28 protein-coding genes are annotated in these 25,593 nt (G+C 62.3%); 13 read left to right on the top strand and 15 right to left on the bottom strand.

Annotated features, from left to right (window positions below; all coding sequences use genetic code 11):
- Window position 1: 1 nt before the first annotated feature.
- The 3 genes from NKK50_RS13860 to coaD form a co-directional block, all read right to left on the bottom strand.
- A complete protein-coding gene (locus tag NKK50_RS13860; protein WP_023696509.1) occupies window positions 2-514 on the bottom strand; it encodes a peptidylprolyl isomerase in 513 nt (170 codons plus the stop codon).
- Window positions 515-557: 43 nt separating this feature from the next.
- Window positions 558-1,052, bottom strand: coding sequence for a peptidylprolyl isomerase (locus NKK50_RS13855; protein ID WP_245260126.1), 495 nt, complete (start codon window positions 1,050-1,052; stop codon window positions 558-560).
- A 170-nt stretch (window positions 1,053-1,222) separates the two neighbouring features.
- Window positions 1,223-1,723, bottom strand: a complete 501-nt coding sequence (gene coaD, locus NKK50_RS13850) for a pantetheine-phosphate adenylyltransferase (protein WP_023726681.1) — start codon at window positions 1,721-1,723, stop codon at window positions 1,223-1,225.
- Window positions 1,724-1,917: 194 nt separating this feature from the next.
- Between coaD and NKK50_RS13845 the strand changes: the two genes are divergently transcribed.
- A complete protein-coding gene (locus tag NKK50_RS13845) occupies window positions 1,918-2,064 on the top strand; it encodes a hypothetical protein (protein WP_023670953.1) in 147 nt (48 codons plus the stop codon).
- A gap of 56 nt (window positions 2,065-2,120) precedes the next feature.
- On the opposite strand, the gene gyrA is transcribed toward NKK50_RS13845, so the two are convergent.
- Window positions 2,121-4,910, bottom strand: coding sequence for a DNA gyrase subunit A (gyrA, locus tag NKK50_RS13840; protein ID WP_023696506.1), 2,790 nt, complete (start codon window positions 4,908-4,910; stop codon window positions 2,121-2,123).
- 223 nt (window positions 4,911-5,133) lie between these two features.
- A complete protein-coding gene (locus tag NKK50_RS13835) occupies window positions 5,134-5,985 on the bottom strand; it encodes a helix-turn-helix transcriptional regulator (protein ID WP_023824850.1) in 852 nt (283 codons plus the stop codon).
- Window positions 5,986-6,072: 87 nt separating this feature from the next.
- Between NKK50_RS13835 and NKK50_RS13830 the strand changes: the two genes are divergently transcribed.
- The 3 genes from NKK50_RS13830 to NKK50_RS13820 all read left to right on the top strand — a co-directional run bounded on the left by NKK50_RS13830 (window position 6,073) and on the right by NKK50_RS13820 (window position 7,756).
- Complete coding sequence (locus tag NKK50_RS13830; RefSeq protein WP_352543558.1) at window positions 6,073-6,609, top strand: hypothetical protein; 537 nt, start codon at window positions 6,073-6,075, stop codon at window positions 6,607-6,609.
- A gap of 33 nt (window positions 6,610-6,642) precedes the next feature.
- Window positions 6,643-7,020 (top strand): VOC family protein, encoded by a 378-nt coding sequence (locus tag NKK50_RS13825; protein ID WP_023824848.1) that lies wholly within the window; start codon window positions 6,643-6,645, stop codon window positions 7,018-7,020.
- Window positions 7,021-7,126: 106 nt separating this feature from the next.
- Window positions 7,127-7,756 (top strand): MarC family protein, encoded by a 630-nt coding sequence (locus NKK50_RS13820; RefSeq protein ID WP_023670949.1) that lies wholly within the window; start codon window positions 7,127-7,129, stop codon window positions 7,754-7,756.
- A 45-nt stretch (window positions 7,757-7,801) separates the two neighbouring features.
- On the opposite strand, the gene NKK50_RS13815 is transcribed toward NKK50_RS13820, so the two are convergent.
- The 4 genes from NKK50_RS13815 to NKK50_RS13800 all read right to left on the bottom strand — a co-directional run bounded on the left by NKK50_RS13815 (window position 7,802) and on the right by NKK50_RS13800 (window position 9,834).
- The gene (locus tag NKK50_RS13815) at window positions 7,802-8,227 is read right to left on the bottom strand and encodes an OsmC family protein (RefSeq protein ID WP_352543557.1); all 426 of its coding nucleotides are present in this window, start codon (window positions 8,225-8,227) and stop codon (window positions 7,802-7,804) included.
- Between the two features lie 88 nt (window positions 8,228-8,315).
- On the bottom strand, window positions 8,316-8,648 hold the full coding sequence (locus NKK50_RS13810; protein ID WP_502896557.1) for a DUF2306 domain-containing protein: 333 nt from the start codon (window positions 8,646-8,648) through the stop codon (window positions 8,316-8,318).
- 37 nt (window positions 8,649-8,685) lie between these two features.
- Window positions 8,686-9,222, bottom strand: a complete 537-nt coding sequence (gene ssb, locus NKK50_RS13805) for a single-stranded DNA-binding protein (RefSeq protein WP_352543556.1) — start codon at window positions 9,220-9,222, stop codon at window positions 8,686-8,688.
- A gap of 210 nt (window positions 9,223-9,432) precedes the next feature.
- Window positions 9,433-9,834, bottom strand: a complete 402-nt coding sequence (locus NKK50_RS13800; protein WP_352543555.1) for an ABC transporter ATP-binding protein — start codon at window positions 9,832-9,834, stop codon at window positions 9,433-9,435.
- Window positions 9,835-9,967: 133 nt separating this feature from the next.
- Here NKK50_RS13800 and NKK50_RS13795 point away from each other — a divergent pair, with 133 nt between their 5' ends.
- The 8 genes from NKK50_RS13795 to NKK50_RS13760 all read left to right on the top strand — a co-directional run bounded on the left by NKK50_RS13795 (window position 9,968) and on the right by NKK50_RS13760 (window position 18,249).
- On the top strand, window positions 9,968-10,282 hold the full coding sequence (locus NKK50_RS13795) for an ArsR/SmtB family transcription factor (protein WP_023670944.1): 315 nt from the start codon (window positions 9,968-9,970) through the stop codon (window positions 10,280-10,282).
- Window positions 10,279-10,746: an SRPBCC family protein gene (locus NKK50_RS13790; protein ID WP_023696505.1), complete on the top strand. Its 468-nt coding sequence runs from the start codon at window positions 10,279-10,281 to the stop codon at window positions 10,744-10,746. The genes NKK50_RS13795 and NKK50_RS13790 overlap by 4 nt, the downstream gene beginning before the upstream one ends.
- Window positions 10,747-10,775: 29 nt before the next feature.
- Entirely contained in the window at window positions 10,776-11,384 is a 609-nt protein-coding gene (locus tag NKK50_RS13785; RefSeq protein ID WP_023693387.1) for an ATP-dependent Clp protease proteolytic subunit, read from the top strand.
- A 146-nt stretch (window positions 11,385-11,530) separates the two neighbouring features.
- Entirely contained in the window at window positions 11,531-11,752 is a 222-nt protein-coding gene (locus NKK50_RS13780; protein WP_032891865.1) for a hypothetical protein, read from the top strand.
- A gap of 783 nt (window positions 11,753-12,535) precedes the next feature.
- Complete coding sequence (uvrA, locus tag NKK50_RS13775; RefSeq protein WP_352500044.1) at window positions 12,536-15,457, top strand: excinuclease ABC subunit UvrA; 2,922 nt, start codon at window positions 12,536-12,538, stop codon at window positions 15,455-15,457.
- Between the two features lie 34 nt (window positions 15,458-15,491).
- Window positions 15,492-15,956, top strand: a complete 465-nt coding sequence (locus tag NKK50_RS13770) for a GNAT family N-acetyltransferase (protein ID WP_352500043.1) — start codon at window positions 15,492-15,494, stop codon at window positions 15,954-15,956.
- Between the two features lie 28 nt (window positions 15,957-15,984).
- A complete protein-coding gene (locus tag NKK50_RS13765) occupies window positions 15,985-16,788 on the top strand; it encodes a DUF72 domain-containing protein (protein ID WP_023834139.1) in 804 nt (267 codons plus the stop codon).
- A gap of 315 nt (window positions 16,789-17,103) precedes the next feature.
- The gene (locus tag NKK50_RS13760; RefSeq protein ID WP_023670937.1) at window positions 17,104-18,249 is read left to right on the top strand and encodes a GGDEF domain-containing protein; all 1,146 of its coding nucleotides are present in this window, start codon (window positions 17,104-17,106) and stop codon (window positions 18,247-18,249) included.
- 92 nt (window positions 18,250-18,341) lie between these two features.
- Here the strand turns inward: NKK50_RS13760 and NKK50_RS13755 are convergent, their stop codons facing one another.
- From NKK50_RS13755 to urtA, 6 genes are all read right to left on the bottom strand, one after another.
- Entirely contained in the window at window positions 18,342-18,518 is a 177-nt protein-coding gene (locus NKK50_RS13755; protein WP_023670936.1) for a hypothetical protein, read from the bottom strand.
- A gap of 531 nt (window positions 18,519-19,049) precedes the next feature.
- Window positions 19,050-19,745: an urea ABC transporter ATP-binding subunit UrtE gene (gene urtE, locus NKK50_RS13750; protein WP_023670935.1), complete on the bottom strand. Its 696-nt coding sequence runs from the start codon at window positions 19,743-19,745 to the stop codon at window positions 19,050-19,052.
- A 69-nt stretch (window positions 19,746-19,814) separates the two neighbouring features.
- Complete coding sequence (gene urtD / locus NKK50_RS13745; RefSeq protein WP_352543554.1) at window positions 19,815-20,561, bottom strand: urea ABC transporter ATP-binding protein UrtD; 747 nt, start codon at window positions 20,559-20,561, stop codon at window positions 19,815-19,817.
- Between the two features lie 4 nt (window positions 20,562-20,565).
- Window positions 20,566-21,798, bottom strand: coding sequence for an urea ABC transporter permease subunit UrtC (gene urtC, locus NKK50_RS13740; protein WP_023688641.1), 1,233 nt, complete (start codon window positions 21,796-21,798; stop codon window positions 20,566-20,568).
- Window positions 21,795-23,411 (bottom strand): urea ABC transporter permease subunit UrtB, encoded by a 1,617-nt coding sequence (urtB, locus tag NKK50_RS13735; RefSeq protein ID WP_023684622.1) that lies wholly within the window; start codon window positions 23,409-23,411, stop codon window positions 21,795-21,797. The genes urtC and urtB overlap by 4 nt, the downstream gene beginning before the upstream one ends.
- A gap of 112 nt (window positions 23,412-23,523) precedes the next feature.
- Window positions 23,524-24,834 carry an urea ABC transporter substrate-binding protein gene (gene urtA / locus NKK50_RS13730; protein ID WP_023688643.1) on the bottom strand — a complete coding sequence of 437 codons (1,311 nt, stop codon included), beginning with the start codon at window positions 24,832-24,834 and terminating at the stop codon, window positions 23,524-23,526.
- 312 nt (window positions 24,835-25,146) lie between these two features.
- On the opposite strand from urtA, the gene NKK50_RS13725 reads away from it, so the two are divergent.
- Entirely contained in the window at window positions 25,147-25,542 is a 396-nt protein-coding gene (locus tag NKK50_RS13725) for a hypothetical protein (RefSeq protein WP_023688644.1), read from the top strand.
- The last annotated feature ends 51 nt before the right edge of the window (window positions 25,543-25,593 follow it).

Below are 25,593 nucleotides of genomic sequence, written 5' to 3'. Positions count from 1 at the left end.
CTTACTTGACGTCGGCCGCGACCTTCAGCGACACGATCTTGTCGGGATCGACCACCGGCTCACCGCGCTTGATCTTGTCGACATTGTCCATGCCTTCGATGACCTGGCCCCAGACCGTGTACTGGCGGTTGAGGAAAGCGGCATCGTCGAAGCAGATGAAGAACTGCGAATTGGCCGAGTTCGGGTTCTGCGAACGGGCCATCGAGCAGGTGCCGCGACCATGGTTGGCGTTGGAGAACTCAGCCTTCAGGTCCGGCTTTTCCGAGCCGCCCATGCCCGCACGCGAAGGCGCGAAGGTCGGCTTCGACGAATTGCCGAACTTCACGTCGCCGGTCTGCGCCATGAAGCCTTCGATGACGCGGTGGAAGACCACGCCGTCATAGGCGCCTTCGCGGGCCAGTTCCTTGATGCGGGCGACGTGGCCGGGAGCCAAATCGGGGAACAGTTCGATGACGACCTTGCCCTTGGTCGTTTCCAGGATGAGCGCGTTCTCGCGGTCCTTGATCTCAGCCATGTCGTATATCCTTTATCTCAGAAAACAGATTGATTTGATTGGTTTACTTGTCGGCGGCGATGCGTACCTTGATCATGCGGTCGGGCTCGCTGACCGTGCCGTTGTCGGCCTCGTCGCCCTTCTTGATCTTGTCCACCAGCTCCATGCCGCTGACGACACTGCCAACGATGGTGTACTGGCCATCGAGGTTCGGCGCCGGCGCGAACATGATGAAGAACTGCGAATTGGCGGAGTTCGGGTCCTGCGAGCGGGCCATGCCGAGCGTGCCGCGCTTGAAATGTTCGCTTTGCGAGAATTCGGCCGGCAGGTCGGGCAGGTCTGAACCGCCGGTGCCGACGGCCTCGGGGCTGAACCCCTTCTTCATGTTGCCGAACTTGACGTCGCCGGTCTGCGCCATAAAGCCGTTGATGACCCGGTGGAATGCGACATCGTTATAAGCGCCTTCACGCACCAGCTTCTTGATCTGCGCGACATGCTTGGGTGCCAGGTCGGGGCGTAGCGCGATGGTGACGTCGCCGTTCTTCAAGGTGATGACCATGGTGTTTTCCGGTTCGGCGGCGAAGGCCGAAACGGATGCGGTCACGAGACCGGCAAGCACGACGAGGAACGAGGCGAGCTTTTTCAGCTGCATAAGGGATCTCCGAAGGTCTTTGTTAGGGTGCATGTCGTTGCCCCAAAAAACCGGCATCCACTTTGGGGCGACATGCACTATTTCGCGAATTTGGCGGTGAGCGCACCGGCAACGGCGGCCGGTACGAAGGGACGGATGTCTCCGCCCATCGAGGCTATCTGGCGCACAAGTGTGGCGGTAATGGTGCGTACCGATGGGCTGGCGGGCAGAAAAACCGTCTGCAGTTCCGGCGCCATGGTCTCGTTCATGCCAGCCATCTGCATCTCGTAATCGAGATCGGTGCCGTCGCGCAGGCCTCGGATCATGATCGAGGCGCCATGCTTGCGGGCCGCGTCGATGACCAGCCCGTCAAAGGCGACAACCCTAATGCGGGCTCCGTCGCGGCCGAATTCGGCGTTCGTCGCGGCCTCGATCAGCTTCACCCGTTCGTCGAAGGAAAACAGCGGCGTCTTGCCGGGATGGGTGCCGATCGCCGCATATACCGTGTCGGCGACAGCCAGCGATGCCTTCAGCACATCGAGATGGCCGTTGGTCAGCGGGTCGAAGGAGCCGGCATAAAGGGCGATGCGATCGGTCATGGGAGGTGCTTCTAGCGGGGCATTGGGCGGAAGGCAAATGCGATTGGGAACATCTGCGTGAACCTTTTCGCAGACATGAACGACAGATGAATGCCTTGATCACGAAGACTTCACGCCGCGTTCGCTAGTTTGCACTTCGGAAGATGAAACCAAAACCCGATCTAACCGTTGGATAGGCGCAGGAGAACACGCACATGCTGATCTACATGCTCGCCACCGCAATGACCGTCGCCATGCTGATCGCCACCGCATTCGGATTGCATAGCGAGGCAGAGCGCGTCCGTGTCCGCACAAAGCGGTTCGAAGGTTTCGGCGCTCGCTGGCCCCACCGTCGCCCCTGATTTATTGCTAGTTTCTTGTTTGCGCCGGCCCATCGGGCCGGCGTTGTTGCTCAAACCTATTCGGTGCTGTCCGGTACGGCATCTCCGGCGCCGGCCTCAATGACACCCTCTTCGACATCCTCGTCGGCCTGCGGCTCCGAAATCCGTTCGACCGAAACGACCTTCTCGCCTTCGGCGGTGTTGAAGATGGTCACGCCCTTGGTGGCGCGGCTGGCGAAACGGATACCGTTGACCGGCACCCGGATGACCGTGCCGCCATCCGAAACCAACATGATCTGGTCGTCATTGCCGACCGGGAAAGTCGCCACCAGCTGGCCGATCTCGGCCACCTTCGACACGTCGGTGGCTCGGATGCCTTTGCCGCCGCGTCCGGTCAGGCGGAAATCGTAGGATGACGAGCGCTTGCCGTAGCCATATTCGGTCACCGTCAGCACATACTGCTCATGCGCCTTGAGCTCTTCGTAACGGCTGTCGGAAAGCTCGGTCTCCTCGCCAATCTCCTCATTGGTGAGTGCAATCTCTTCTTCCTCGCCGGTCACCTCGGCGGCAAGCCGCCGCTCCAGTGCTGCCCGCTTGAGGTAGGCGGAGCGTTCCGCCGGTGAAGCATCGACATGCTCGATCACCGACATGGAGATGATGCGGTCGGTCTCGGCCATGCTTATGCCGCGCACGCCGACCGAATTGCGGCTCTGGAAGACGCGCACATCGCCAACGCGGAAGCGGATGCACTGGCCGGAGCTGGCGGTCAAAAGCACATCGTCATTGTCTGTGCAGGTCTCGACGCCGAGAATCTCGTCGCCCTCCTCCTCCAGCTTCATGGCGATCTTGCCATTGCGGTTGACCTGGACGAATTCGGACAGCTTGTTGCGGCGCACGGTGCCGCGCGTGGTGGCGAACATGACGTCGAGTTCGCCCCAGCTGGTCTCGTCCTCGGGCAGCGGCATGATGGTGGTGATGCGCTCGCCCTGCTCCAGCGGCAGCATGTTGATCAGCGCCTTGCCGCGCGACTGCGGATTGCCGATTGGCAGCCGCCACACCTTTTCCTTGTAGACGATGCCGCGCGAGGAGAAGAACAGCACCGGCGTATGCGTGTTGGCGACGAACAGCCGGGTGACGAAATCCTCTTCCTTGGTCGACATGCCGGAGCGGCCCTTGCCGCCGCGGCGTTGCGCCCGGTAGAGCGACAGCGGCACGCGCTTGATGTAGCCGGAATGGCTGACGGTGACGACCATGTCCTCGCGCTGGATCAGGTCCTCGTCTTCCATGTCGGCGCCGCCGTCGGTGAGCTCGGTGCGGCGCGGCGTGCCGAACTCGTCGCGCACGGCGGCAAGCTCGTCCTTGACGATCTGTTGGATGCGGGCGCGGGACGACAGAATGTCGAGGTAATCCTTGATCTCGTCGCCGATGGTGTTCAGCTCGTCGGCGATTTCGTCACGGCCGAGCGCGGTCAGGCGCTGCAGGCGCAGTTCGAGGATTGCGCGCGCCTGTTCCTCGGAGAGGTTGTAGGTGCCATCCTCATTGATGCGATGGCGCGGATCGTCGATAAGCAGAATCAATGACTCCACGTCCCCGGAGGGCCAGCGCCGCTCCATCAACTGCTCGCGCGCCGTCTGCGGATCGGGCGCGGTGCGGATCAGCTTGATCACTTCGTCGATGTTGGCGACGGCTATGGCGAGGCCGACCAGCACGTGGGCGCGGTCGCGCGCCTTGCGCAGCAGGAATTTCGTGCGCCGGCTAATCACCTCTTCGCGGAAGCTGACAAACGCCTTCAGCATGTCGGTCAGGTTCATCACTTCCGGCTTGCCGCCGTTCAGCGCCACCATATTGGCGCCGAAGGAGGTCTGCAGCGGCGTGAAGCGGTAAAGCTGGTTGAGAATGACGTCGGCGACAGCGTCGCGCTTCAGCTCGATGACGACGCGGTAGCCCTGGCGGTCGCTTTCGTCGCGAATGTCGGAAATGCCTTCGATGCGCTTGTCGCGCACCAGCTCGGCCATTTTCTCGATCATCGAGGCCTTGTTCACCTGGTACGGGACTTCCGTGATGATGATCGATTCACGGTCGTTGCCGCGCTGTTCGACATTGACCTTGCCGCGCATGACGATGGAGCCACGGCCCGTCGCATAGGCGCTGTAGATGCCGGAACGGCCGAGCACGATGCCGCCGGTCGGGAAATCGGGACCCGGAATGATCTCCATCAGCGCCGGCAAATCGATCGCCGGATTGTCGATGATGGCGATGGCGCCGTTGCAGATCTCGGCCAGATTGTGCGGCGGGATGTTGGTGGCCATGCCGACGGCGATGCCGCCGGAACCGTTGACCAGAAGATTGGGGAAGCGGGCCGGCAGCACCTTCGGTTCGGTGTCGGATGCGTCATAAGTCTCCTGGAAATCGACGGTTTCCTTGTCGATGTCCTCCAAGAGTTCATGCGCGACCTTGGTCAGCCGCGATTCGGTGTAGCGCATCGCCGCCGGCGGATCGCCGTCGATGGAGCCGAAATTACCCTGCCCGTCGATCAGCGGAACGCGCAGCGACCAGTCCTGCGCCATGCGCACCAAGGCGTCGTAGATCGAGGCGTCGCCATGCGGATGGTATTTACCCATCACGTCGGCGACCGGGCGGGCCGACTTCACATATTTGCGGTTCCAGTGGTAACCGCTCTCATGCGCCGCATAGAGAATGCGGCGGTGAACCGGCTTCAGGCCGTCGCGTACATCGGGCAGCGCACGGCTGACGATGACGCTCATGGCATAAGAGAGGTAGGAGCTCTGCATCTCCTCGATGATGGAGATGGGCTCGATGCCGGTAGGGCCGCCGTCGGCGCCGCGCGGGGGTTTTTGGTCGGTCAAATCGGATCACAATCTAATCAGGAATCACTGACCGCTTATATAGGAAGCACGGCCGAAACTCCAATATTCGTGGTGCTTTTCCAACGACAATTTTGGCGGCAATTTCAAATGGATACCTCTGATTGCGACGATTTGGCCATAACGCATTTCGCCGCCGCAAGGGCAAAAGCCTGCGATGGACCGTTTTCAAAGCAAAGAGCGTATCAGGAGGCAGGCGGACGCATCAGCGGGTAGCCACCCGCCGGGCGCGATAGTGGCCAGGCGTCTCACCCATGACGCGCCGGAAACGGCGGTTGAACGTCGACAAATCGTTGAAACCGGCCTCGAAGGCGATTGCCGAGATGGCATCGCCTGACATGCGCAGCCGCACCGCCGCGCGGTGCAGCCGGGTTCTCAGCAGAAACTGATAGGGCGTCATGCCGGCGACCTGCCGGAAGGTGCGCAGGAAATGATACGGGCTGGTCGCCGTCGCGCAGGCAAGCTCGGAAAGCGAGACCGGCCTGTCGGCATTGAGCTCGATCTGCCGCACCGCCTCGGCAACCCGTTTCTGGTCGCGGCGGCTCGGCGGTCGAACGCCAGGCACCGCATCGCTGGCCACAGGCAGTGCTGCGCCGGCAACTGCCAGTGCTGCGCCGGCAATTCGCAGGCCAAGCTCCTCAAAGGCGTCGATGTCGACCATCTCGCGCGCCGCTTCCGCCTCGGCCAGCAGCGATGCGAGCGCCGGCAAAGGCGGCATATGCGGCACGCCGAAGGCGAGCTTGCTCGCGCCGGGCACGTCGCTGGCGATGCTGTCGAGATAGGCCGGAGCGAAGTGGAAGGACAGGCAACGGTCGCCGGCGCCATGCTCATGCCCGCATTCATAGCAGGTGCCGACATTGCCGAGCAGGATCGCGCCCGGCGCCAGCATGGCGGCGCCTTGCCTCGTGCGGTAGCGGAAGGTGCCGCTGGTGACAGCGGCAACGCAGAAGGTGTCGTGCGCCTCCTCGAACGGGCGGTCGCCGGCGCCGGCCGTGCACAGCACGTCGGACACATGCCAGCCCTGCCCCGATGCCAGGTTTTGTTCGCTCGTCGTCATGGCTTGAAAGATAGCAATTTTTCCCAAGCGCGACACCCGGTCGGGGCCTATCGCTTGCAGCCTCCTGACACAACGAAGGCAGCAAGTATGATCGGTACATCCTCCTTTGCCGAAGCGCTCCACAGCGACGGCCCCAATCCCGGCCTGGCTGAAAAGCTGGATCTCTACGGCCGCTTCGTCGGCGCCTGGACATTCGATGCCACGCGCCATCTCGAGGACGGCACGGTTCTCACCGGACGCGGCGAGGTGCATTTCGGCTGGGTCCTGGAAGGCAGGGCGATCCAGGATGTATGGATCCTGCCCGCGCGCGATGCCGGCCCCTCGCCCTCGGTCGGCAGATGGACTTTCCATGGCACAACGCTGCGGGCCTATGATCCCGGCTCGGATGCCTGGCACATCTTCTGGAGCGACCCGCGAAACCAATACTACAGCCGCCAGCTTGGTCGCGCCGAAGGCGACACAATTGTGCAGGTCGGCGCCGACGGCACTGGTTCCTCGGTCCGCTGGAGCTTTTCGCGCATCACCAAAGACAGCTTCCGCTGGCTCGGCGAGCGTTCGCACGACGATGGCAAGACATGGCGTCTCGAAGTCGAGTTCCTGGCGCGCCGCGTCGCCCAGGACTGATGACGCAACATATTGCAAAAAAGGTGAAAAAACATGCTTGACCATGTCTCGATCGGTGTCCGCGACACCAACTTTTCGAACCCCTTCTACGATGCCGCGCTAAAGCCGCTCGGTTATTCCTGCCTCAGCCAGTCGCCAGGCTCACTGGGTTATGGTGCGCAAACCGTGGCGCTGTGGGTGAACGATGCGGCGCGGCCAGTGTCATCGGACGAGAAGTCCGGTCTGCATTTCTGCTTTAGCGCGCCGACGAGGCAGAGTGTCGTTGCCTTCCATGCCGCCGCCTTGCGTGCAGGCGGCAGCGACAATGGCGCGCCGGGCCTGCGCGCCGACTATGGCGAGAACTATTACGCTGCCTTCGTCGTCGATCCCGACGGCTATCGTCTGGAGGCCTATTGCAACGCTGCCGCCTAACACTGACGCCGTCTCCGGTATCGCCATGTCAGACGGTTCCCACCGGTCGGGCTTTGCTCTACCACTATGGTGGCGCAGGGGTCCGGCCCGGCGGGAGGGGTCAGCGATGCCGAGTTTCGACAGCCTGTTCAACGCCTTCGTCACCATTCTGGTGACCATCGACCCGCCAGGTCTCGCGCCGCTCTTCCTCGCGGTGACACGCGGCATGAACCGCGAGGAACGTCAGCAGGTTTCAGTGCGCGCCTCGATCATCGGCTTCCTGGTGATGGCGCTGTTTGCGGTGGCCGGGGCGTCCATCCTGTCGGTGTTCGGCATCACGCTGCCGGCTTTCCGCGTCGCCGGCGGATTTTTGCTGTTCTTCATCGCGTTCGAAATGGTGTTCGAGCGCCGCCAGGACCGCAAGGAGAAGATCGGCGACGTCGCCATCACCAAGGACATGATCCACAACATCGCGGCCTTCCCGCTGGCGATCCCGCTGATCGCCGGCCCCGGTGCGATTTCGGCGACCGTGCTACTGTCGGGCTCGTTTCAGGGTTTTGCAGCACAAGCGGCGCTGGTCGGCATCATCTTCGTCTGCCTTGCCATCACCTATCTGGTGTTCGTGCTGTCGGAGCGCATCGACCGCATCCTCGGCCAGACCGGCCGCTCGATCCTGACCCGCCTGCTCGGCGTCATCCTGGCCGCGCTTGCGGTTCAGTTCGTCGCGGATGGCATCAAGGCGCTGATGGCGGGGTAAACGGCAGCCCCTGCTCCCTGCTCCCTGCTCCCTGCTCCCTGCTCCCTACTCCACCGCCGTATCGACGACCTCGAAATCGTGGGTGATGACAGCCGTCTTGGCCAGCATGGCCGAGGCCGAGCAGTATTTCTCGATCGACAGGTTGATGGCGCGCTGGACCTTGTCGTGCGACAGCGCGTGGCCCGTGACGATGAAATGCATGTGGATGCGGGTGAAGACTTTCGGGTCGGTTTCGGCCCGGTCGGCGTCGAGTTCGACAACACAGTCCTCGATCGCCTCGCGGCCTTTTTCGAGGATGTGGACGACATCATAGGCCGAGCAGCCGCCGGTGCCGATCAGCACCAGCTCCATCGGGCTCGGACCCGGCGTCTTGCCTTCCGGCCCGGGGGCGGTCCCCAGCACCAGTTTGTGGCCGCTGCCTGACTCGCCGACGAAGGTGCGCTCCTCGACCCATTTAATCCGTGCTTTCACGGCAATCTTCCTTTCAGAAAGCGTCACTGGCCGAAGACGACCGTGTGCATGATCCGCCCCGGCAGCAGCGTGAACACGCCGGCGCCGATCAGGGCGAAAACATAAGCGATATCATGACCCTGCGATGTTTGGCGACCCGATGCATATGCGCGTGCCAGACCGCCAGCGGCACGGCGATCAACACTAAAATCGACAAGAGATGGATCGGGCTGAACGGACCGACGAGGCGTATCTGCTGGATCCAGAAACTGGAGATGGCGACGACCAGCATCAGCGCCGCCCAAGTATAGCCGACGACACGATGACGCGTCGTGCCTTTCGGCAGCGCCAGTTGCGTAGCGCCAATGGCCAGCGCGGCAAGGGCCGCGAAGGCGTGCCATGGAATGGGAGGGCGCGCCGATAGAAGCGGTCCGAGCGACATCGCGCCCTCTCCTCAGATATCGCTGACTACCGTCAGCTCAGAACGGGATTTCGTCGTCCAGTTCGCGCGACGAGCCGCCGCCACCGCCGCCCTTGGAACCGCCGCCACCGCTGTTGCCGCCGCGGTTGAAGCTCTCATTGGGGCCAGACTGGCCGAAATCCGAGCCACGGCTCGCGCTGCCGCCGCCGGCGGCATAGTTGCCGACCTGACCGCCGCCCTCGCCGCGAGAATCGAGCATCTGCAGCTCGCCGCGGAATTTCTGCAACACGACTTCGGTCGTATACTTGTCGGCGCCGGTCTGGTCCTGCCATTTGCGTGTCTGCAGCTGGCCTTCGACGTAAACCTTCATGCCCTTCTTCAGGTACTGCTCGGCGACCTTGGCGATCTGGTCATTGAAAATGACGACGTTGTGCCATTCGGTCTTTTCCTTGCGCTCGCCGGAATTCTTGTCGCGCCAGCTTTCCGACGTGGCGATGCGGAGGTTGACGACCGGGTCACCGGAATTCAGGCGGCGGATTTCAGGGTCCGCGCCGAGGTTACCGACCAGAATGACCTTGTTGACGCTACCTGCCATGACACTTCTCCGCGCTCATCCGAACCAAATTTCAAGTCGTTCACCTTACAGGCCGCGGACAATCCTGGCTTGCCGCGGCTGGCTTTTCCCACAAGGTTTTTGTTCCCTTTTCGTTCCTATACTGTTAACCACGGATTGTCAAGGAATGGCAGCAATCGCCGACGCGGGCGCGTGGATTTAGCTGACACGCAGCGGCGAGAAGCGGTGTCGTCAGCGCCGTTTTTTCGCTGGTCGCAACGGACCGAAAAAGCCGCTCCACTCCATGCCCACGGCATGGGCGCGCTGTGCGATCACGGTTGGTGCCGACATCAGCCCGACTGCAGGTTCAGATTTCAGAGCCGGGTCATTCAGCAATTTCCCGATCGCGCGCCCGTGCCACCAGACCTGAGCGACGAGCGCCGCTACCACCGCGATCAGGCCCCAGGTCCCCAATCCTTCGCCGAAGATGTAAATCCCGTATGGCGGCGATAGCGCCGTACCCAACTTGACCAACAAGATCACGGCCACGAAACCGATGACGGCGATGGCGCCTATACCGAGGACGAGGCGGCGATAGAGCCTCAGAGCCTCGTTGAGGTTCTCGGCGGACGAAAGATCGACGTTGGAATTCATAAATACTACTCCTGCCTCGCGATGATCGGCCCATCTTGTTCCCCGTGGATTAGAGGCCCGGCAGGATCCAATCAATACCGGGCATTCAAAACACCCCTTGCCAAATCGATAAGTATCGACTTATGCTTTTGCCATGATCGAAGCAGAGATTTTTCGCGCCCTGGCCGACCCGACGCGACGCGCCGTCTACGAGCGGCTGACTTCCGGCGAGATGAGCGTGTCGGAGTTGCGCACTGGCATGAGCGTGTCGCAGCCGGCGGTGTCGCAGCACCTTGCCGTGCTGCGCGGCGCAGGCCTGGTCAGCGAAAGACGCGCCGGCCGCAACGCCTACTATCGCGCCGATCCGCAAGGGCTCGAGCCGCTGCTCGGCTGGATCGAACGCTATCGCGCATTCTGGCCGGAGCGCATCGAAAGACTGAAGGCCGTTTTGAAGGACATGGACCAATGACCGACGAAAAGCAGACGCAGACCGCCAAGGATGCCCTCGCCTTCGAATGCGATCTGCCGGACGCACCGGAAAAAGTGTGGCGGGCACTGACCGTGCCGGACCTCTTGGCGGAATGGATGATGCCGAACGACATCAATCCGGAAACCGGCAGCCGCTTTGCCTTTGCCGGGCCTGAGAAGCCGATCGAGTGCGAAGTGCTCGATGCCGAACCGGGGCGCCTGCTGCGCTATTCCTGGCGCGAGCGTTCCGGCGACGCCAACCGCGAGGAGCTGGAGAGCATCGTCACCTTCACACTCGCCCGCACCGTTTCCGGCGGCACGCATCTGCGCATCGTCCATGACGGGTTTGTCCTGACGCCTGCGGTCGCGATGGCCGGCGCCGGCTGCCGGCTCTGGCTGCGCGCATACAAGCCCAAACCGCCTGTCGCCGCCAACGCGCCACGCCTGTTGCTGCGCGCTGCCTGACCCGGAAAAATCAAAACGGAGACAATGAGATGAGCGGCTTTGCCAATCTGGTGCCGATGGTGATCGAGCAATCGAGCCGCGGCGAACGCGCCTTCGACATTTTCTCGCGGCTGCTGCGCGAGCGCATCATCTTCGTCAATGGCGAGATCAATGACGGCATGTCGGCGCTGGTCTGCGCCCAGCTCCTGTCGCTGGAATCCGAAAACCCCGACAAGGAGATCTCGCTTTACATCAACTCGCCGGGCGGCGTGGTTACCAGCGGCTTCGCCATCTACGACACGATGCAATTTGTCAGTTGCCCGGTATCGACGGTGTGCATGGGCTTTGCCGCCTCGATGGCCTCGTTCCTGCTGATGGCGGGAACGCCGGGCCGGCGCATCGCGCTCCCCAACGCCAGCATCGTGCTGCACCAGCCTCTGGGCGGCTTCCAGGGCCAGGCCTCCGACATCCAGCGCCATGCCGAAGGCATTTTGCGCACCAAACGGCACATGACGGAACTGTATGCGCAACATTGCGGCCGCACCTATGAAGAGGTCGAACGCACGCTCGACCGCGATTTCTTCATGACCGCCAAGGAGGCCAAGGAGTGGGGCCTCGTCGACCATGTGTTCGACACCCGCAAAAAGGAGGCGGCCTGATCGGCGGATTGAATGCAGGCCGGTGTTCCCTCAATTTCAACGCCGCTGGTCTGGCCTCGCCTTGAGCGCGGCACTATAGTCTTGCCATGCGCTACCACCTGAACAGACTGACCATAGCCATTGCCATCACGGCGGCGACATCGAGCATGGCCTTTGCCGGGGGCAGCACCAGCACGTCGCGGAAAGGCGCCCTGCCCGGCGTGACCGGCGACTACCGCATCGCCAAGCCCGCGCCGCAGCCGGAGCCGGACGACGCGCTGCCTGCCGGCGAGAACGGCACGTTCAAGATCGGCGACACCGATGTCAGGATTTCCGGCAGCATCACTGTCGATGTCGGCACGGGTGGGATCAAGCCGCCGCGCCGGTAGCCCCTTCTCCCAGCTACTATACGGGAGAGAAAGCCTGCGCCGACGACTTCCTCGCAAAAGAACAGCCCCGCCGTTGCTTCCGCTAACGGTCGGGGCTTTTTTTGGATTCCAAATCCAAACTGCCGGTAGTGTTATACCGACTTTGATTTCGGATGCTTCGCGGCATTCAGCCGACGATCCGACTAGCCGTCTCTGATTTTTGTGGGATTCGGCAGGTCACGGTTTGTCGGGTGGTTTGTTGGACTGACGCGATGCGTTCGTTTGGACGCATACACTCCAATGCCTTGAAACTACCTGGCACTTATGCCCGCCGCGGCTCCACCAGCAGGTGGAGCCTCAAGGGACTATCCGGTGGCGTCATGCTCCGCTCCTATGTCCGTTGCGACAGGTGTCAATCCGAAGCACAAATCGCAAAAACCTGCGGCGTCTCGCAGGCCGCTATGGGCGGCGAGGCCATCAAAGACGGCCGGCTCCGTTGACTCCGGCAGAGTGCGCCCCCGATTCGACGACGTCAACCTTGAATAGCCGGTTACGGAAAATGTGATCGTCGGGAGCTTACGTCAGGGTCAGTTTCTGAAACACCCTTGTCAGTTTCTGCACAGCTTTGTCAGGAGCGTGTTCGGTCTTTGTTCTTTCCGCTTGCCCCTTCGCGCGAAAGACGGTTAAACGGCTTTGGTCGAGAAGTGTGGCGTCTCTCGACGTGGCGGCAAAAATACCTACATAGGGAATGGCCGGGAAAACCCGCCGATCCCACTGACACCAGACCTGAGGCGGCGACCGGCGATGGCCGACCATAAATACCTTTCCATTCGCGGGGCACGCGAACACAACCTGAAGAATGTCGATCTCGACCTGCCGCGTGACAGCCTGATCGTCATGACCGGCCTGTCGGGCTCCGGCAAATCGTCGCTTGCTTTCGACACCATCTATGCCGAGGGCCAGCGCCGTTACGTCGAGAGCCTGTCGGCTTATGCGCGCCAGTTCCTCGAAATGATGCAGAAGCCGGATGTCGACCAGATCGACGGCCTGTCGCCGGCCATCTCGATCGAGCAGAAGACCACGTCGAAGAACCCGCGTTCGACGGTCGGCACCGTCACCGAGATCTACGACTACATGCGCTTGCTGTTCGCGCGCGTCGGCATCCCCTATTCGCCGGCGACCGGCCTGCCGATCGAGAGCCAGACGGTTTCACAGATGGTCGACCGGGTGCTGTCGGTCGAGGAAGGCACGCGCCTTTTCCTGCTGGCGCCGATCGTGCGCGGCCGCAAGGGTGAGTATCGCAAGGAACTGCTGGAGCTGCAGAAGAAGGGCTTTCAGCGCGTCAAGGTCGACGGCGTCTTCTATGAGATCGCCGATGTGCCGGCGTTGGACAAGAAGTACAAGCACGACATCGATGTCGTCGTCGACCGCATCGTCGTGCGCGGCGACCTGGCGACACGGCTTGCCGATTCCATCGAAACGGCGCTCAAGCTGGCGGAAGGGCTGGCGGTGGCCGAGTTCGCCGACCGGCCGCTCGACGCCAGCCAGACCGGCGAGGACTCGGTCAACAAATCGAAAAACGAGACGCATGAGCGCATCCTGTTCTCGGAAAAATTCGCCTGCCCGGTTTCCGGCTTCACCATTCCGGAGATCGAGCCCAGGCTGTTCTCGTTCAACAACCCGTTCGGCGCCTGCCCGACCTGCGACGGCCTCGGCAACCAGCGCGCCATCGACGCCAGCCTGATCGTGCCGGACGAAAACGTCTCGCTGCGCGACGGCGCCGTCAGCCCGTGGGCGAAGTCGACCTCACCCTATTACGCCCAGACGCTGGAAGCGCTGGGCAAAGCCTATGGCTTCAAGCTCGGCGACAAGTTCAAAGACCTGACCGAAGAGGCAAAGGATGCCGTCCTGCGTGGCACCGGCGAGCGCGAGGTCACCTTCCAATATGATGACGGCCTGCGCTCCTACAAGACCACCAAGACGTTCGAGGGCGTCATTCCCAATCTCGAACGGCGGTGGAAGGAAACCGAATCCGCCTGGATGCGCGAGGAGATCGAGCGCTTCATGTCGGCGACGCCCTGCCCGGTCTGCAAGGGATACCGGCTGAAGCCGGAAGCGCTGGCGGTGAAGATCGCCGGCAAGCATATCGGCGAAGTCACAGAGCTGTCGATCCGCAAGGCCGACCAGTGGTTCACCGAACTGCCGCCACATCTCAACGACCAGCAGAACGAGATCGCGGTGCGCGTTCTCAAGGAAATCCGTGACCGCCTGCGCTTCCTCAACGATGTCGGCCTCGACTATCTGACGCTGTCGCGCAATTCCGGCACGCTGTCGGGCGGCGAGAGCCAGCGCATTCGTCTGGCGTCGCAGATCGGCTCCGGCCTCACTGGCGTGCTCTATGTGCTGGATGAGCCGTCGATCGGCCTGCACCAGCGCGATAATGCCCGCCTGCTCGACACGCTCAAGCATCTGCGCGACATCGGCAACACGGTGATCGTCGTCGAGCATGACGAGGACGCCATCCTGCATGCCGATTACGTCGTCGACATGGGTCCGGCCGCCGGCATTCATGGCGGCGAGATCATCGCCCAGGGCACGCCGCAGCAGGTGATGGCCAATCCCAACTCGATCACCGGTAAATATCTGTCGGGCGCGCTCGAAGTCGCCACGCCCGGTGTCAGGCGCGAGGCCAAGAAAAACCGCCGGCTGAAGATCGTCGGCGCGCGCGGCAACAATCTCAAGAACGTCACTGCCGAAATCCCGCTCGGCACCTTCACCGCCGTCACCGGCGTGTCTGGCGGCGGCAAATCGACCTTCCTGATCGAGACGCTGTTCAAGGCGGCGTCGCGCCGCATCATGGGCTCGCGCGAGCATCCGGCCGATCACGACCGCATCGAGGGCCTCGAATTCCTCGACAAGGTCATCGACATCGACCAGTCGCCGATCGGCCGCACACCGCGTTCGAACCCGGCCACCTACACCGGCGCCTTCACACCGATCCGCGACTGGTTTGCCGGGTTGCCCGAGGCCAAGGCCCGCGGCTATCAGCCGGGCCGCTTCTCCTTCAACGTGAAGGGCGGCCGCTGCGAGGCCTGCCAGGGCGATGGCGTCATCAAGATCGAGATGCACTTCCTGCCCGACGTCTACGTCACGTGCGACGTCTGCCACGGCAAGCGCTACAACCGCGAGACGCTCGACGTCCTGTTCAAGGGCAAGTCGATCGCCGACGTCCTGGACATGACGGTCGAGGAAGGCGTCGATTTCTTTGCCGCCGTGCCCGGGGTGCGCGACAAGTTGGAGACGCTGAAGCAGGTCGGCCTCGGCTACATCCATATCGGCCAGCAGGCGACGACGCTGTCGGGCGGCGAGGCGCAGCGCATCAAGCTCGCCAAGGAATTGTCGCGCAAGGCGACCGGCAAGACGCTCTACATCCTCGACGAGCCGACCACCGGCCTGCACTTCCACGACGTCGCCAAGTTGCTGGAAGTGCTTCACGAACTGGTCGACCAGGGCAACACGGTGGTGGTCATCGAGCACAATCTCGAAGTCATCAAGACCGCCGACTGGGTGCTCGACCTCGGCCCCGAAGGCGGCGATGGCGGTGGCGAACTGGTGGCACAAGGCACACCGGAAGCGATCGTGCGCGAAAAGCGCAGCTACACCGGCCAGTTCCTGAAGGAGCTTTTGGAGCGGCGGCCCGGAGGCAAGCGCGAAGCGGCGGAGTAACTGACAGACCGGTCGGGCGCCTGGAGAGCTTTGAATGACAGTCCGACAGGCGCTTGCCGGTGATCTCGACGGAGTCGTCTCGCTGACGCAGACCGCCTATGAGCACTACACGCCCTTGTTCGGCGCGCCGCCGATCCCAGTCACCGAGGACTATGCGCCACGCATCGAGCGTGGCGAGGTCTGGCTCTTGGAGAGCGGCGCGGAACTCGCCGGGCTGATCGTTATTGAGCGCCACCCCGATCATGCGATGATCTTCAGCGTCGCGGTCTCCCCCCCTTTTCAGGGGAGGAAACTCGGTACCGCGCTGCTCGACTTCGCCCAGGAACAGGCGGGGCTATGGGGTGTGCCGGAGGTGCGGCTCTACACCAATTCGCGCATGGAGCGGAACATCGAGATCTATACGGCCTATGGCTTCCACGAAACGGGCCGCCGAGCCAATCCCCACCGTCCCGGATGGATCGTGGTCGACATGATCAAACCGGTTGGAAAAATAGCCTGACCGCATTTTTAGAACTGGGAGGAAGACGATGATCAGCCAAGGAACAATCCGCGCCGGGATGGGCGGCTGGACTTTCGAACCCTGGGATACGTCCTTCTACCCGGACAAGCTTTCCAAGGCCAAACAGCTGAGTTACGCCACCCGCCAGGTACCGAGCATCGAGGTCAACGGCACCTACTATTCCAGCTTCAAGGAGCCGACCTTCGTCAAATGGGCGAGCGAGGCGCCGGACGGTTTCGTCTATTCGCTGAAGGGCAATCGCTTCGTCACCAACCGCCGCGTGCTTGGCGAAGCCGGCGAGTCCATGACGCGCTTCCTCGGCTCCGGCGTTGCCGCGCTGGGCGACAAGCTGGGCCCGATCCTGTGGCAGTTCGCGCCGACGAAAAAGTTCGACGCCGACGATTTCGAGGCCTTCCTGAAGCTGCTGCCGGAAAAGCAGGATGGCGTGGCGCTGCGCCATGCGCTGGAAGTGCGCAACGACAGTTTCAGCGTGCCGGAATTTGTGGGCCTGGCGCGCAAATACAAGGCGGCAATCGTCTATGCCGACCATGCCAAATATCCTGGTATCGCCGACATCACCGGCGATTTTATCTATGCGCGGCTGCAGACCGGCAGCGACGACAATCCGGATTGCTATACGCCGAATGGCCTGGACGAATGGGCAGCGCGGGTGAAGACCTGGGCGCAAGGCAAGCAGCCGGCCGATCTGCGGCGCGCCGATCCGACTTTCGACGCGCCGGTGAAACCGCGCGATGTGTTCGTCTACTTCATCACCGAGGGCAAGGTGCGCGCGCCGTTCGGCGCCATGGCGCTGATGAAGCGGGTGAGCTGATCGGTTAAAGCGCGTCGCGCTGAAACGGATTCATACGACGCGATTTAAGTCTTTGTCTTGATGCATGCCGTTGTCCCAGAACCGCGGCACACTTCTGGGCGACATGCATTAGGAGCAATTCCAGGAAAAGTGTGGAACGGTTTTCCCGGGAAAGCGGTCAGCGCTTTCCCTTGAAAAGGGTTTCAACCCAGAATTGCTACGATGAACCGAAGCGTGATAGCTTATGCGCATCGTAACCTTATCGATACCTCCATCCTGCATAAATCCGGTGCGGGTCCTTTCTAGAGGCCGGCCGCCGCGCGCAAGGACGAGGGCATGTCGCTCGACTACAGTTCCCTTCTGTTGGCTGTCGGGTTTTCCGCCGCTTGCCTCGGCCTGACGCTGTTCGGCATTTGGCTTACCGCGCGCTCGGAAAAATTCCTGCTGACCTGGGCGGTCAGCGTGCTTCTGATCGTCGCCGACGTCTTCGCCTACCAGGCCTATATCGACGCGCCCGGACGCCTGCTCGGCCTCGCCAGCTTCACGTTCCTGCTGCTCGGCTTCGCGACCATGCTGGGCGCGGCCCATCAGTTCACGACCGGCCGCTCGCCATTGCCGCGCATCGCTGTCGGCGCCGGCGTCTCGCTGGCAGTCGCCTTGCCGCCGATGGCGCTTGGCTATGACGGGCTGGGCTTCATGCTGGAGAATGCCTTCGCCGCGCTGCTTTTGTTTGCGACGGCCTATGAATACTGGAAGGGTCGTACGGAATTCCCGGCCCCGATCCTCGGCATTGCAGGGCTCTACACCGCCACCGCAATTTCCTTCGTGCTGTGCTCCGGTGCACTTGTCTGGGATGGCAGGCTGGTGCTTGGCCATGCGCCGAGCAACTGGGCCGAGGATTTCAGCCTCATCGTCGTCATCGCCTGCATGACCGGCATCGGCGCGCTCTCGCTGGCGCTCAACCAGGGACGCCTGGCGCAGCATCATCGCCGCGAAGCGCTGACCGATCCGCTGACCGGACTGCTCAACCGGCGCGCTTTGTTCGACCTGCACGGCAAAACACCGGTCCGGTCCTTCACCGCCGTGATCGTGTTCGATCTCGACGGCTTCAAGGCCATAAATGACGAGTTCGGCCATGCCACCGGCGACGAGGTGCTGAAACTATTCGCCAAGGATTTGACCGCCAATCTCCAGCCAGGCGATGTCGCCGCGCGCATGGGCGGAGAGGAATTTGCATTGGTGCTCGATCGCACCTTGCCTGAAAAGGTGGAATTCATAGCCGAGCGCATCCGGGCCAGTTTTGCCATGCGCCGGATCGATACCGAGACCCGCCTGCTCTCCTGCACGGTCAGCGCCGGCTACGCCTTCGGCAGCGAGGGCGGCACCAAATTCGACAAGGTGCTCAGCGCCGCCGACAAGGCGCTTTACGGCGCCAAGCGCGGCGGCCGCAACCGTGTGCTCGCCTTCCGGCGCGCCGGGTAGGCTGGGCTGATATTCAGCCGGCCTGAACCTCACCACACGTAAAACAACACTCCAAAGCGCGTCGCATGAGGCCGTTCAGGCGCGACGCGCTTTTAGGCCGCTATGACGATCTCGTTGTAAGTGTCGAGGTCGACGTAGAAAACCTTGGTGATTTCGCCGATCAGCTCATCCTGCTGGTAGCCTTGCGAGCGCAGAATGTTGATGGCGGTGATGATGTCGACACGCTCTGTCAGCCGTCGTTTCTGGTGGTCCTCGACGAACCGTTCCATAGCCCTATTCTCCTGGCAAGATTATCTGAACGCATTGACCGACAATCAGAACTGCGAGGGAAGCTAGGGTGGCTTGCTTGCGTGGAACTTGCAGGCTGAGCCAGCATATTCCCTCGATCTGCTACAGAACCAGACTGATACGGAAGCGGCCGACTCACCGAGGCCTAGGAAAGACTAGCATGCAGTATTCGGCGTGCCAGAGGTGGCGACCTCGGACGAAAGTCCGACGCAACGGGCGCGGACCTTCGCGACTTCATCATCCTTGGGCGTAGCGACGCGAAGCGGAGCGAAGACCCAGGGATCCATGCCGGGACGAAGAAGCGTCATTAACGGTGCAGAATGTGGAATGGCCAATGTGCCGCAGAAGCGATCTTGTTCTGCATCGCGGCACTCTTTGGCTGATGTCGCGGCATGGATTCTGGGGTCTGCGCGCGTCGCTCCGCTCCTTGGCTCCGCCCTAGAATGACGAAGTGATTGTGGGCATTTCAGCCAATCTTCGACGTGTACGATCCGTGCAGCCGTCGACCTGCGTTAAACCGTCAGAAACTTCCTGACGTCCGCCCGGTCGAGATCTTCGGCCGGGCCGGTGTGGACGATCTGGCCGCGGTCCATGATGTTGACCTCGTCAGCGAGCTCGCGGCAGAAATCCAGATATTGCTCGACCAGCAGAACGGCGATACCGGCCTGGTCGCGCAGATAGCGGATGGCGCGGCCGATGTCCTTGATGATCGAGGGCTGGATGCCTTCGGTCGGCTCGTCGAGCACCAGCAGTTTCGGCCGCATGACGAGCGCCCGGCCGATGGCGAGCTGCTGCTGCTGGCCGCCTGAGAGATCGCCGCCGCGGCGCCCCACCATCTGCTTCAGCACCGGAAACAGTTCGAAGACATGCGCCGGCACGTTGCGGTCGGCGCGCTTCAAGGGCGCAAAGCCGGACTCCAGGTTTTCGCGCACCGTCAGCAGCGGAAAGATCTCCCTGCCCTGCGGTACGAATGCGATGCCCGACCGGGCGCGATCATACGCCGCGCTCCGGTCGAGCGCCTTCCCCTCGAAGGCAACGCTTCCGCTCGTCAGCCGGTGGTGGCCGACGATCGATCTCATCAAACTGGTCTTGCCGACGCCGTTGCGGCCGAGCACGCAGGTGATCTTGCCGGCACCCGCCGTCAGCGACACACCGCGCAACGCCTGAGCAGCGCCGTAATGGAGCGTGGCGTTGGAAACTTCGAGCATGTCAGCGCCTTCTCCAGAAGCGGAGGAACGAAAAGTCGAAGCGATGGAATTGCACCCGCCAGACCATGCTCATCTCCCGAGATAAACTTCGACGACCCGCTCGTCGGCCGAGACGAAATCGAGCGAGCCTTCCGACAGCACCGAGCCCTCATGCAGGCAGGTGACCTTGACGCCGAGTTCGCGCACGAAATGCATGTCGTGCTCGACGACGATGACCGAATGCTCGCGCGCTATGTCCTTGAGCAGCCGCGCGGTTTCCTCGGTCTCGGCATCGGTCATCCCTGCGACCGGCTCGTCAACCAAAAGCAGCTTCGGGTCCTGCGCCAGCAGCATGCCGATCTCCAGCCACTGTTTCTGGCCATGGCTGAGATTGGCTGCCAGATCGTGGCGCTTGTCGCCCAGCCGGATGATGCCGAGGATGTCGTCGATCTGTCTGGCTTCGCCGGCCGAGCGGCGATGGAACAGCGCCGGAAAGATCGAGCGCGGGCCCTTCAGCGCCAGCATCAGATTGTCTTCGACGCTGTGGCTTTCGAAGACGGTCGGCTTCTGGAATTTGCGGCCGATGCCCATCATGGCGATCTCCGCCTCGTCGTGCCGGGTCAGATCGACCTGGCCGTCGAAGAACACTTCGCCCTCGTCGGGCCGGGTCTTGCCGGTGACGATGTCCATCATCGTCGTCTTGCCGGCGCCGTTGGGACCGATGATGGCGCGCATCTCGCCCTTGTCGAGCACCAGCGACAGATTGTTGATGGCGCGGAAACCGTCGAAGGAGACCGAGACGCCGTCGAGATAGAGGATGGTGTTGGACTTCGACATCGCTCTATTCTGCCGGCTGCGGTTCAGGCCCGGACGCGGACCAGGCACCGGGCGTTGTTGCTGCGCTGCGCACGATCTTCAATGGCGGCGCGGCATCAGGGTCTGTGCCCGCTTCCTCTGCAATCGCTGCAGCCCGCATCGCCCGAGCGTTACCGCGCCAGGAATCCCACATGCCGACGATGCCCTTGGGCAGGAACAGGGTTACGGCGACGAACAGGCCGCCGAGCGCAAACAGCCAGAACTCCGGCAGCAGGCCGGTGAACCAGGATTTGCCGGCGTTGACCAGCAGCGCGCCGACGATCGGGCCGACAATGGTGCCGCGCCCACCGACGGCTGCCCAGATCACGACTTCGATGGAATTGGACGGCTCGAATTCGCCGGGATTGATGATACCGACCTGCGGCACATAGAGCGCGCCGGCGATGCCGGCCATGACAGCCGAGACGGTGAAGGCAAACAGCTTCACGTTCTCCGCCCGCCAGCCGAGGAAGCGGGTGCGGCTCTCGGCGTCGCGCACCGCCATCAGCAGCTTGCCGTATTTGGAGCCGACGATCGCCCAGGTGATGAAGACGGCGAGCGCGAGTATGATGGCGCTGGCGGCAAACAGGGCCGAGCGGGTGGCGTCGGCCTGCACGTTGAAGCCCAGAATATCCTTGAAATCGGTCAAGCCGTTGTTGCCGCCGAAACCCATGTCGTTGCGGAAGAAGGCGAGCAGCAGCGCGTAGGTCATCGCCTGGGTGATGATGGAGAGATAGACGCCGGTGACGCGGCTGCGGAAGGCGAACCAGCCGAAGACGAAGGCGAGCAGGCCGGGCACCGCCAGCACCATGATGGCGGCGAACCAGAAGTGGTCGAAACCGGTCCAGAACCAGGGCAATTCCTTGTAGTTCAGGAACACCATGAAATCGGGCAGGATCGGATTGCCGTAAACGCCGCGCGAGCCGATCTGGCGCATGAGGTACATGCCCATCGCATAGCCGCCGAGGGCGAAGAAGGCGCCATGGCCGAGCGAGAGGATGCCGCAATAGCCCCAGACGAGATCGAGCGCCAAGGCAAGCAATGCATAGCAGAGGTACTTGCCCGTCAACGCGACGATGTAGGACGGAATATAGAACGCGCTTTGCGGCGACACTGCGAGGTTGAGCAGCGGCACGATAATGGCGGCCGTCAGCAGGATGAAAATAGTGATGGCGATGCGACGGTCGGCACCCGCGGCGAAGAAGCGTCCCGTGATCATGTTTCCACCGCCCTGCCCTTGAGCGCGAACAGGCCGCGCGGGCGCTTCTGGATGAACAGGATGATCAGCACCAGCACGACGATCTTGCCGAGCACCGCGCCAGCATAGGGTTCGAGAACCTTGTTGACGATGCCGAGCGAGAAGGCGCCGACCAGCGTGCCCCAGAGATTGCCGACGCCGCCGAAGACCACGACCATGAAGCTGTCGATGATGTAGCCGCGGCCGAGATTGGGCGAGACATTGTCGATCTGGCTGAGCGCGACGCCGGCAATGCCGGCAATGCCGGAGCCGAGCGCAAAGGTCAGCGCATCGACCCAAGGCGTCCTGATGCCCATCGAGGCGGCCATGCGGCGGTTGGCGGTGACGGCGCGCATCTGAAGGCCCCAGGGCGTGCGCTTCATAACAAAGAGCAGCACGCCGAAGACGGTGAGCGCGAAGACCAGGATCCAGAGGCGGTTCCAGGTGACGGCGAGTTGGCCGACATCGAACGATCCCGACATCCAGGAGGGGTTGCCGACCTCCTGGTTGGTCGGTCCGAAGATCGAGCGCACCGCCTGCTGCAGGACAAGCGAGACGCCCCAGGTTGCGAGCAGCGTTTCCAGCGGCCGGCCGTAGAGGAAACGGATGACGCCGCGCTCGATGATCAGGCCGACGGAAGCGGCAACCAGGAAGGCGAGCGGCAGCGCGATCACCAGCGACCAGTCGAACAGGCCGGGGAATGAGGTTCGGATCACCTGCTGGACGACGAAGGTGGTGTAGGCGCCGAGCATCACCATCTCGCCATGCGCCATGTTGATGACGCCCATGACGCCGAAGGTGATGGCGAGGCCGATGGCGGCCAGCAGCAGCACCGAGCCAAGCGAGATGCCGTACCATATGTTCTGGCCGGCATCCCACAGCGCCAGGCTCGAATTGATGCTGGCGATTGCCGCCGTCGCGGCATCCTTGACCGCGCCTTGCGCATTGGCCTCGACCGCGGTGAGCAGCGAGACCGCGTCGCGGTCGCCGCGCGCGCCGATCAGGGCAATGGCGGCAAGCTTGTCGGCCTCCGGCTTGTCGGAGACCAGCACCGATGCCGCGCGCGCCTGTTCGAACAATGCCTTGACCTTGGCGTCGGTCTCGGCGGCGATGGCTGCATCGAGCGGCTCGATATTGGCGGCATCGGGGGTCTTGAACATGGTGTCGGCGGCGGCGATGCGGACAGAAGGATCTTTCGCGCGCAACGTCAGCGTTCCCAGTGCATCTCGGATGACACGACGCAGCGTGTTGTTGACCTTGATCTTCGTGATGTCGGCCTTGGGGGCGTCGCCGGCTTTCTCGCCACTCAGCGGGTCGAGCAGCGTGACGCTGTCGGCGGCCTCACTGCCGACGAAGACGGCTGAATCGGCTTTACGGATGTAAAGGTTGCCTTCGGCGAGCGCTGCAAGCGGGCGCTCGACCAGCGGATCGCCGGTGGCGGCAAGTTCGCGCACGACGGCCTCAGTGGCGGCAAAGCCCGTGCCCGTGGCGAATTTGGCGACGATGGCGCGCAGATCGGCTTCGGCTGCGTTCGACGGCAATAGGCTTGCCACCAGGAACACCAGCATGAGGCCGAGAGTGCGCAACAGGATCATCCGTTCAGATACTCTTCTGTGGGGAAATTCCGCGTCCGGGCGGGCTGAAGCGCCCGGACGCTTGGCGGTACCGATCGTGGACGCGTCCACGATCGGTCGGTCCCGGGAGGGATCAGTTCGTGCCCTTGCCGCCGCATTTGCCGGTGGCAACGTTGAAGTTGCCGCAGGACAGAGGCGCGCGCCAATCCGAAATCAGGTCCTTGGAATCGGGCAGATAGTCGGACCATTCGTCGCCCATCACGAGGCCGGGCGTCTGCGACACGGTCTCGAACTGGCCGTCGGCCTGGATCTCGCCGATCAGCACCGGCTTGGTGATGTGATGGTTCGGCATCATGGTCGAATAGCCGCCGGTGAGGTTCGGCACGGACACGCCGACCATGGCGTCGATGACCTTGTCGGGATCGGTGGTGCCGGCCTTTTCGACCGCCTTCACCCACATGTTGAAGCCGATATAGTGAGCTTCCATCGGGTCGTTGGTGGTGCGCTTGTCATTCTTGATGAACTTGTGCCAGTCGGCGATGAACTTCTTGTTTTCGGGTGTGTCGACGCTCTCGAAATAGTTCCAGGCAGCGAGATGGCCGACCAGCGGCGCGGTATCGAGACCGGCCAGTTCTTCCTCACCGACCGAAAAGGCCATGACCGGGATGTCCTCGGCCTTGATGCCCTGGTTGCCGAGTTCCTTGTAGAACGGAACGTTGGCGTCGCCATTGACGGTCGAGACGACGGCGGTCTTCTTGCCGGCCGAGCCGAATTTCTTGATTGCGGAGACTTCGGTCTGCCAGTCGGAGAAGCCGAACGGCGTGTAGTTGACCATGATGTCTTCGGCGGCGACGCCCTTGGCCTTCAGATAGGCCTCGAGGATTTTGTTGGTGGTTCGGGGATAGACGTAGTCGGTGCCTTCCAGCACCCAGCGCTTCACCGAGCCACCGTCCTCGCTCATGAGATAATCGACGGCAGGAATCGCCTGCTGGTTCGGGGCGGCGCCGGTGTAGAACACGTTGCGCTCGCTTTCCTCGCCCTCATACTGGACGGGGTAGAACAGGATGTTGTCGAGTTCCGAGAACACCGGCAACACCGATTTGCGCGACACCGAGGTCCAGCAGCCGAACACGGCGGCGACCTTGTCCTTCGAGATCAGCTCGCGCGCCTTTTCGGCAAAGAGCGGCCAGTTGGAGGCCGGATCGACAACGACCGCCTCGAGCTTCTTGCCGAGCAGACCGCCCTTGGCATTCTGCTCTTCGATGAGCATCAGCATGGCGTCTTTCAGCGTCGTCTCCGAAATCGCCATGGTCCCCGACAGCGAATGCAGAATGCCGACCTTGATCGTGTCTTCGGCGGCCTGGGCCGGAGACGACATCGACAGGCCGGCGGCGACCACGCCGGCCGAAAACATTTTTGTTATTGTGGAGAAATTACCCCTCATACCGAAGACTCCCAAGCTGTTTGATTGCACCGCGATAATGCAATGCAACTGCCGTGCCAAACGCAAAGGCGCCGCTCACGAAGATGGAATAGCCGAGCGTTATCAGCCGGTTGGTATATTAGCCTCGAGAAAACAGTGGTAGCCGGCGAAAATTGATTGAGGCAAATTTGCGCAGCGCACATGGCTTTTGCCTAATTTTTGCCCAATTGAGACAAATGCCTAGTTTTTGATCTCCGGCCGTGTGTTCCGGGCTAACAATGTTGCGGTACCGCGCAAAAATAGGGCAAGCTCGCCCTTCAAAAGAGTGACGTCATGACATCTCGCACCTCATGCATTTCCGGCATCCTGCTGCTGATGGCAACGAGCGGCGCCGCGCGCGCCGATTTCAGCGAGGGCAAGCTTCCGGACGGCACCTATCATTGCGAGGTCTATTTGCTCGGCGCCTTCCTCAACCTCGGCGACATCACTATCAAGGGCAATGTCTATAGTGGTCCGGTGACATTCGGCACCGCGACGCAAGGCTACAACTATCAGATGAATGCCAATGGCGAGATCACCTGGCTCGGGCCGCTGGGCGGCTATACCACCGGTGGCAACTCCGTCTCCATGACACAGGCAACACTGGACGGCGAGACCGCCCCGTCATTCGACATCATTCTGAAGCAGCCCGACGGCGCCTTCACCGCCTCGACCTGCACCAAGGGCTGAGCGATGCGTAGTGCCGCGCCCAGTTGCGGCAAAACCTTCCTCCTATGTCAT

Origin of the sequence: Mesorhizobium sp. M0001 (assembly GCF_040324255.1) — a bacterium.
In the GTDB taxonomy this organism is placed as follows: Bacteria; Pseudomonadota; Alphaproteobacteria; order Rhizobiales; family Rhizobiaceae; genus Mesorhizobium.
This window is presented reverse-complemented; position numbering and strand designations above follow the sequence as displayed.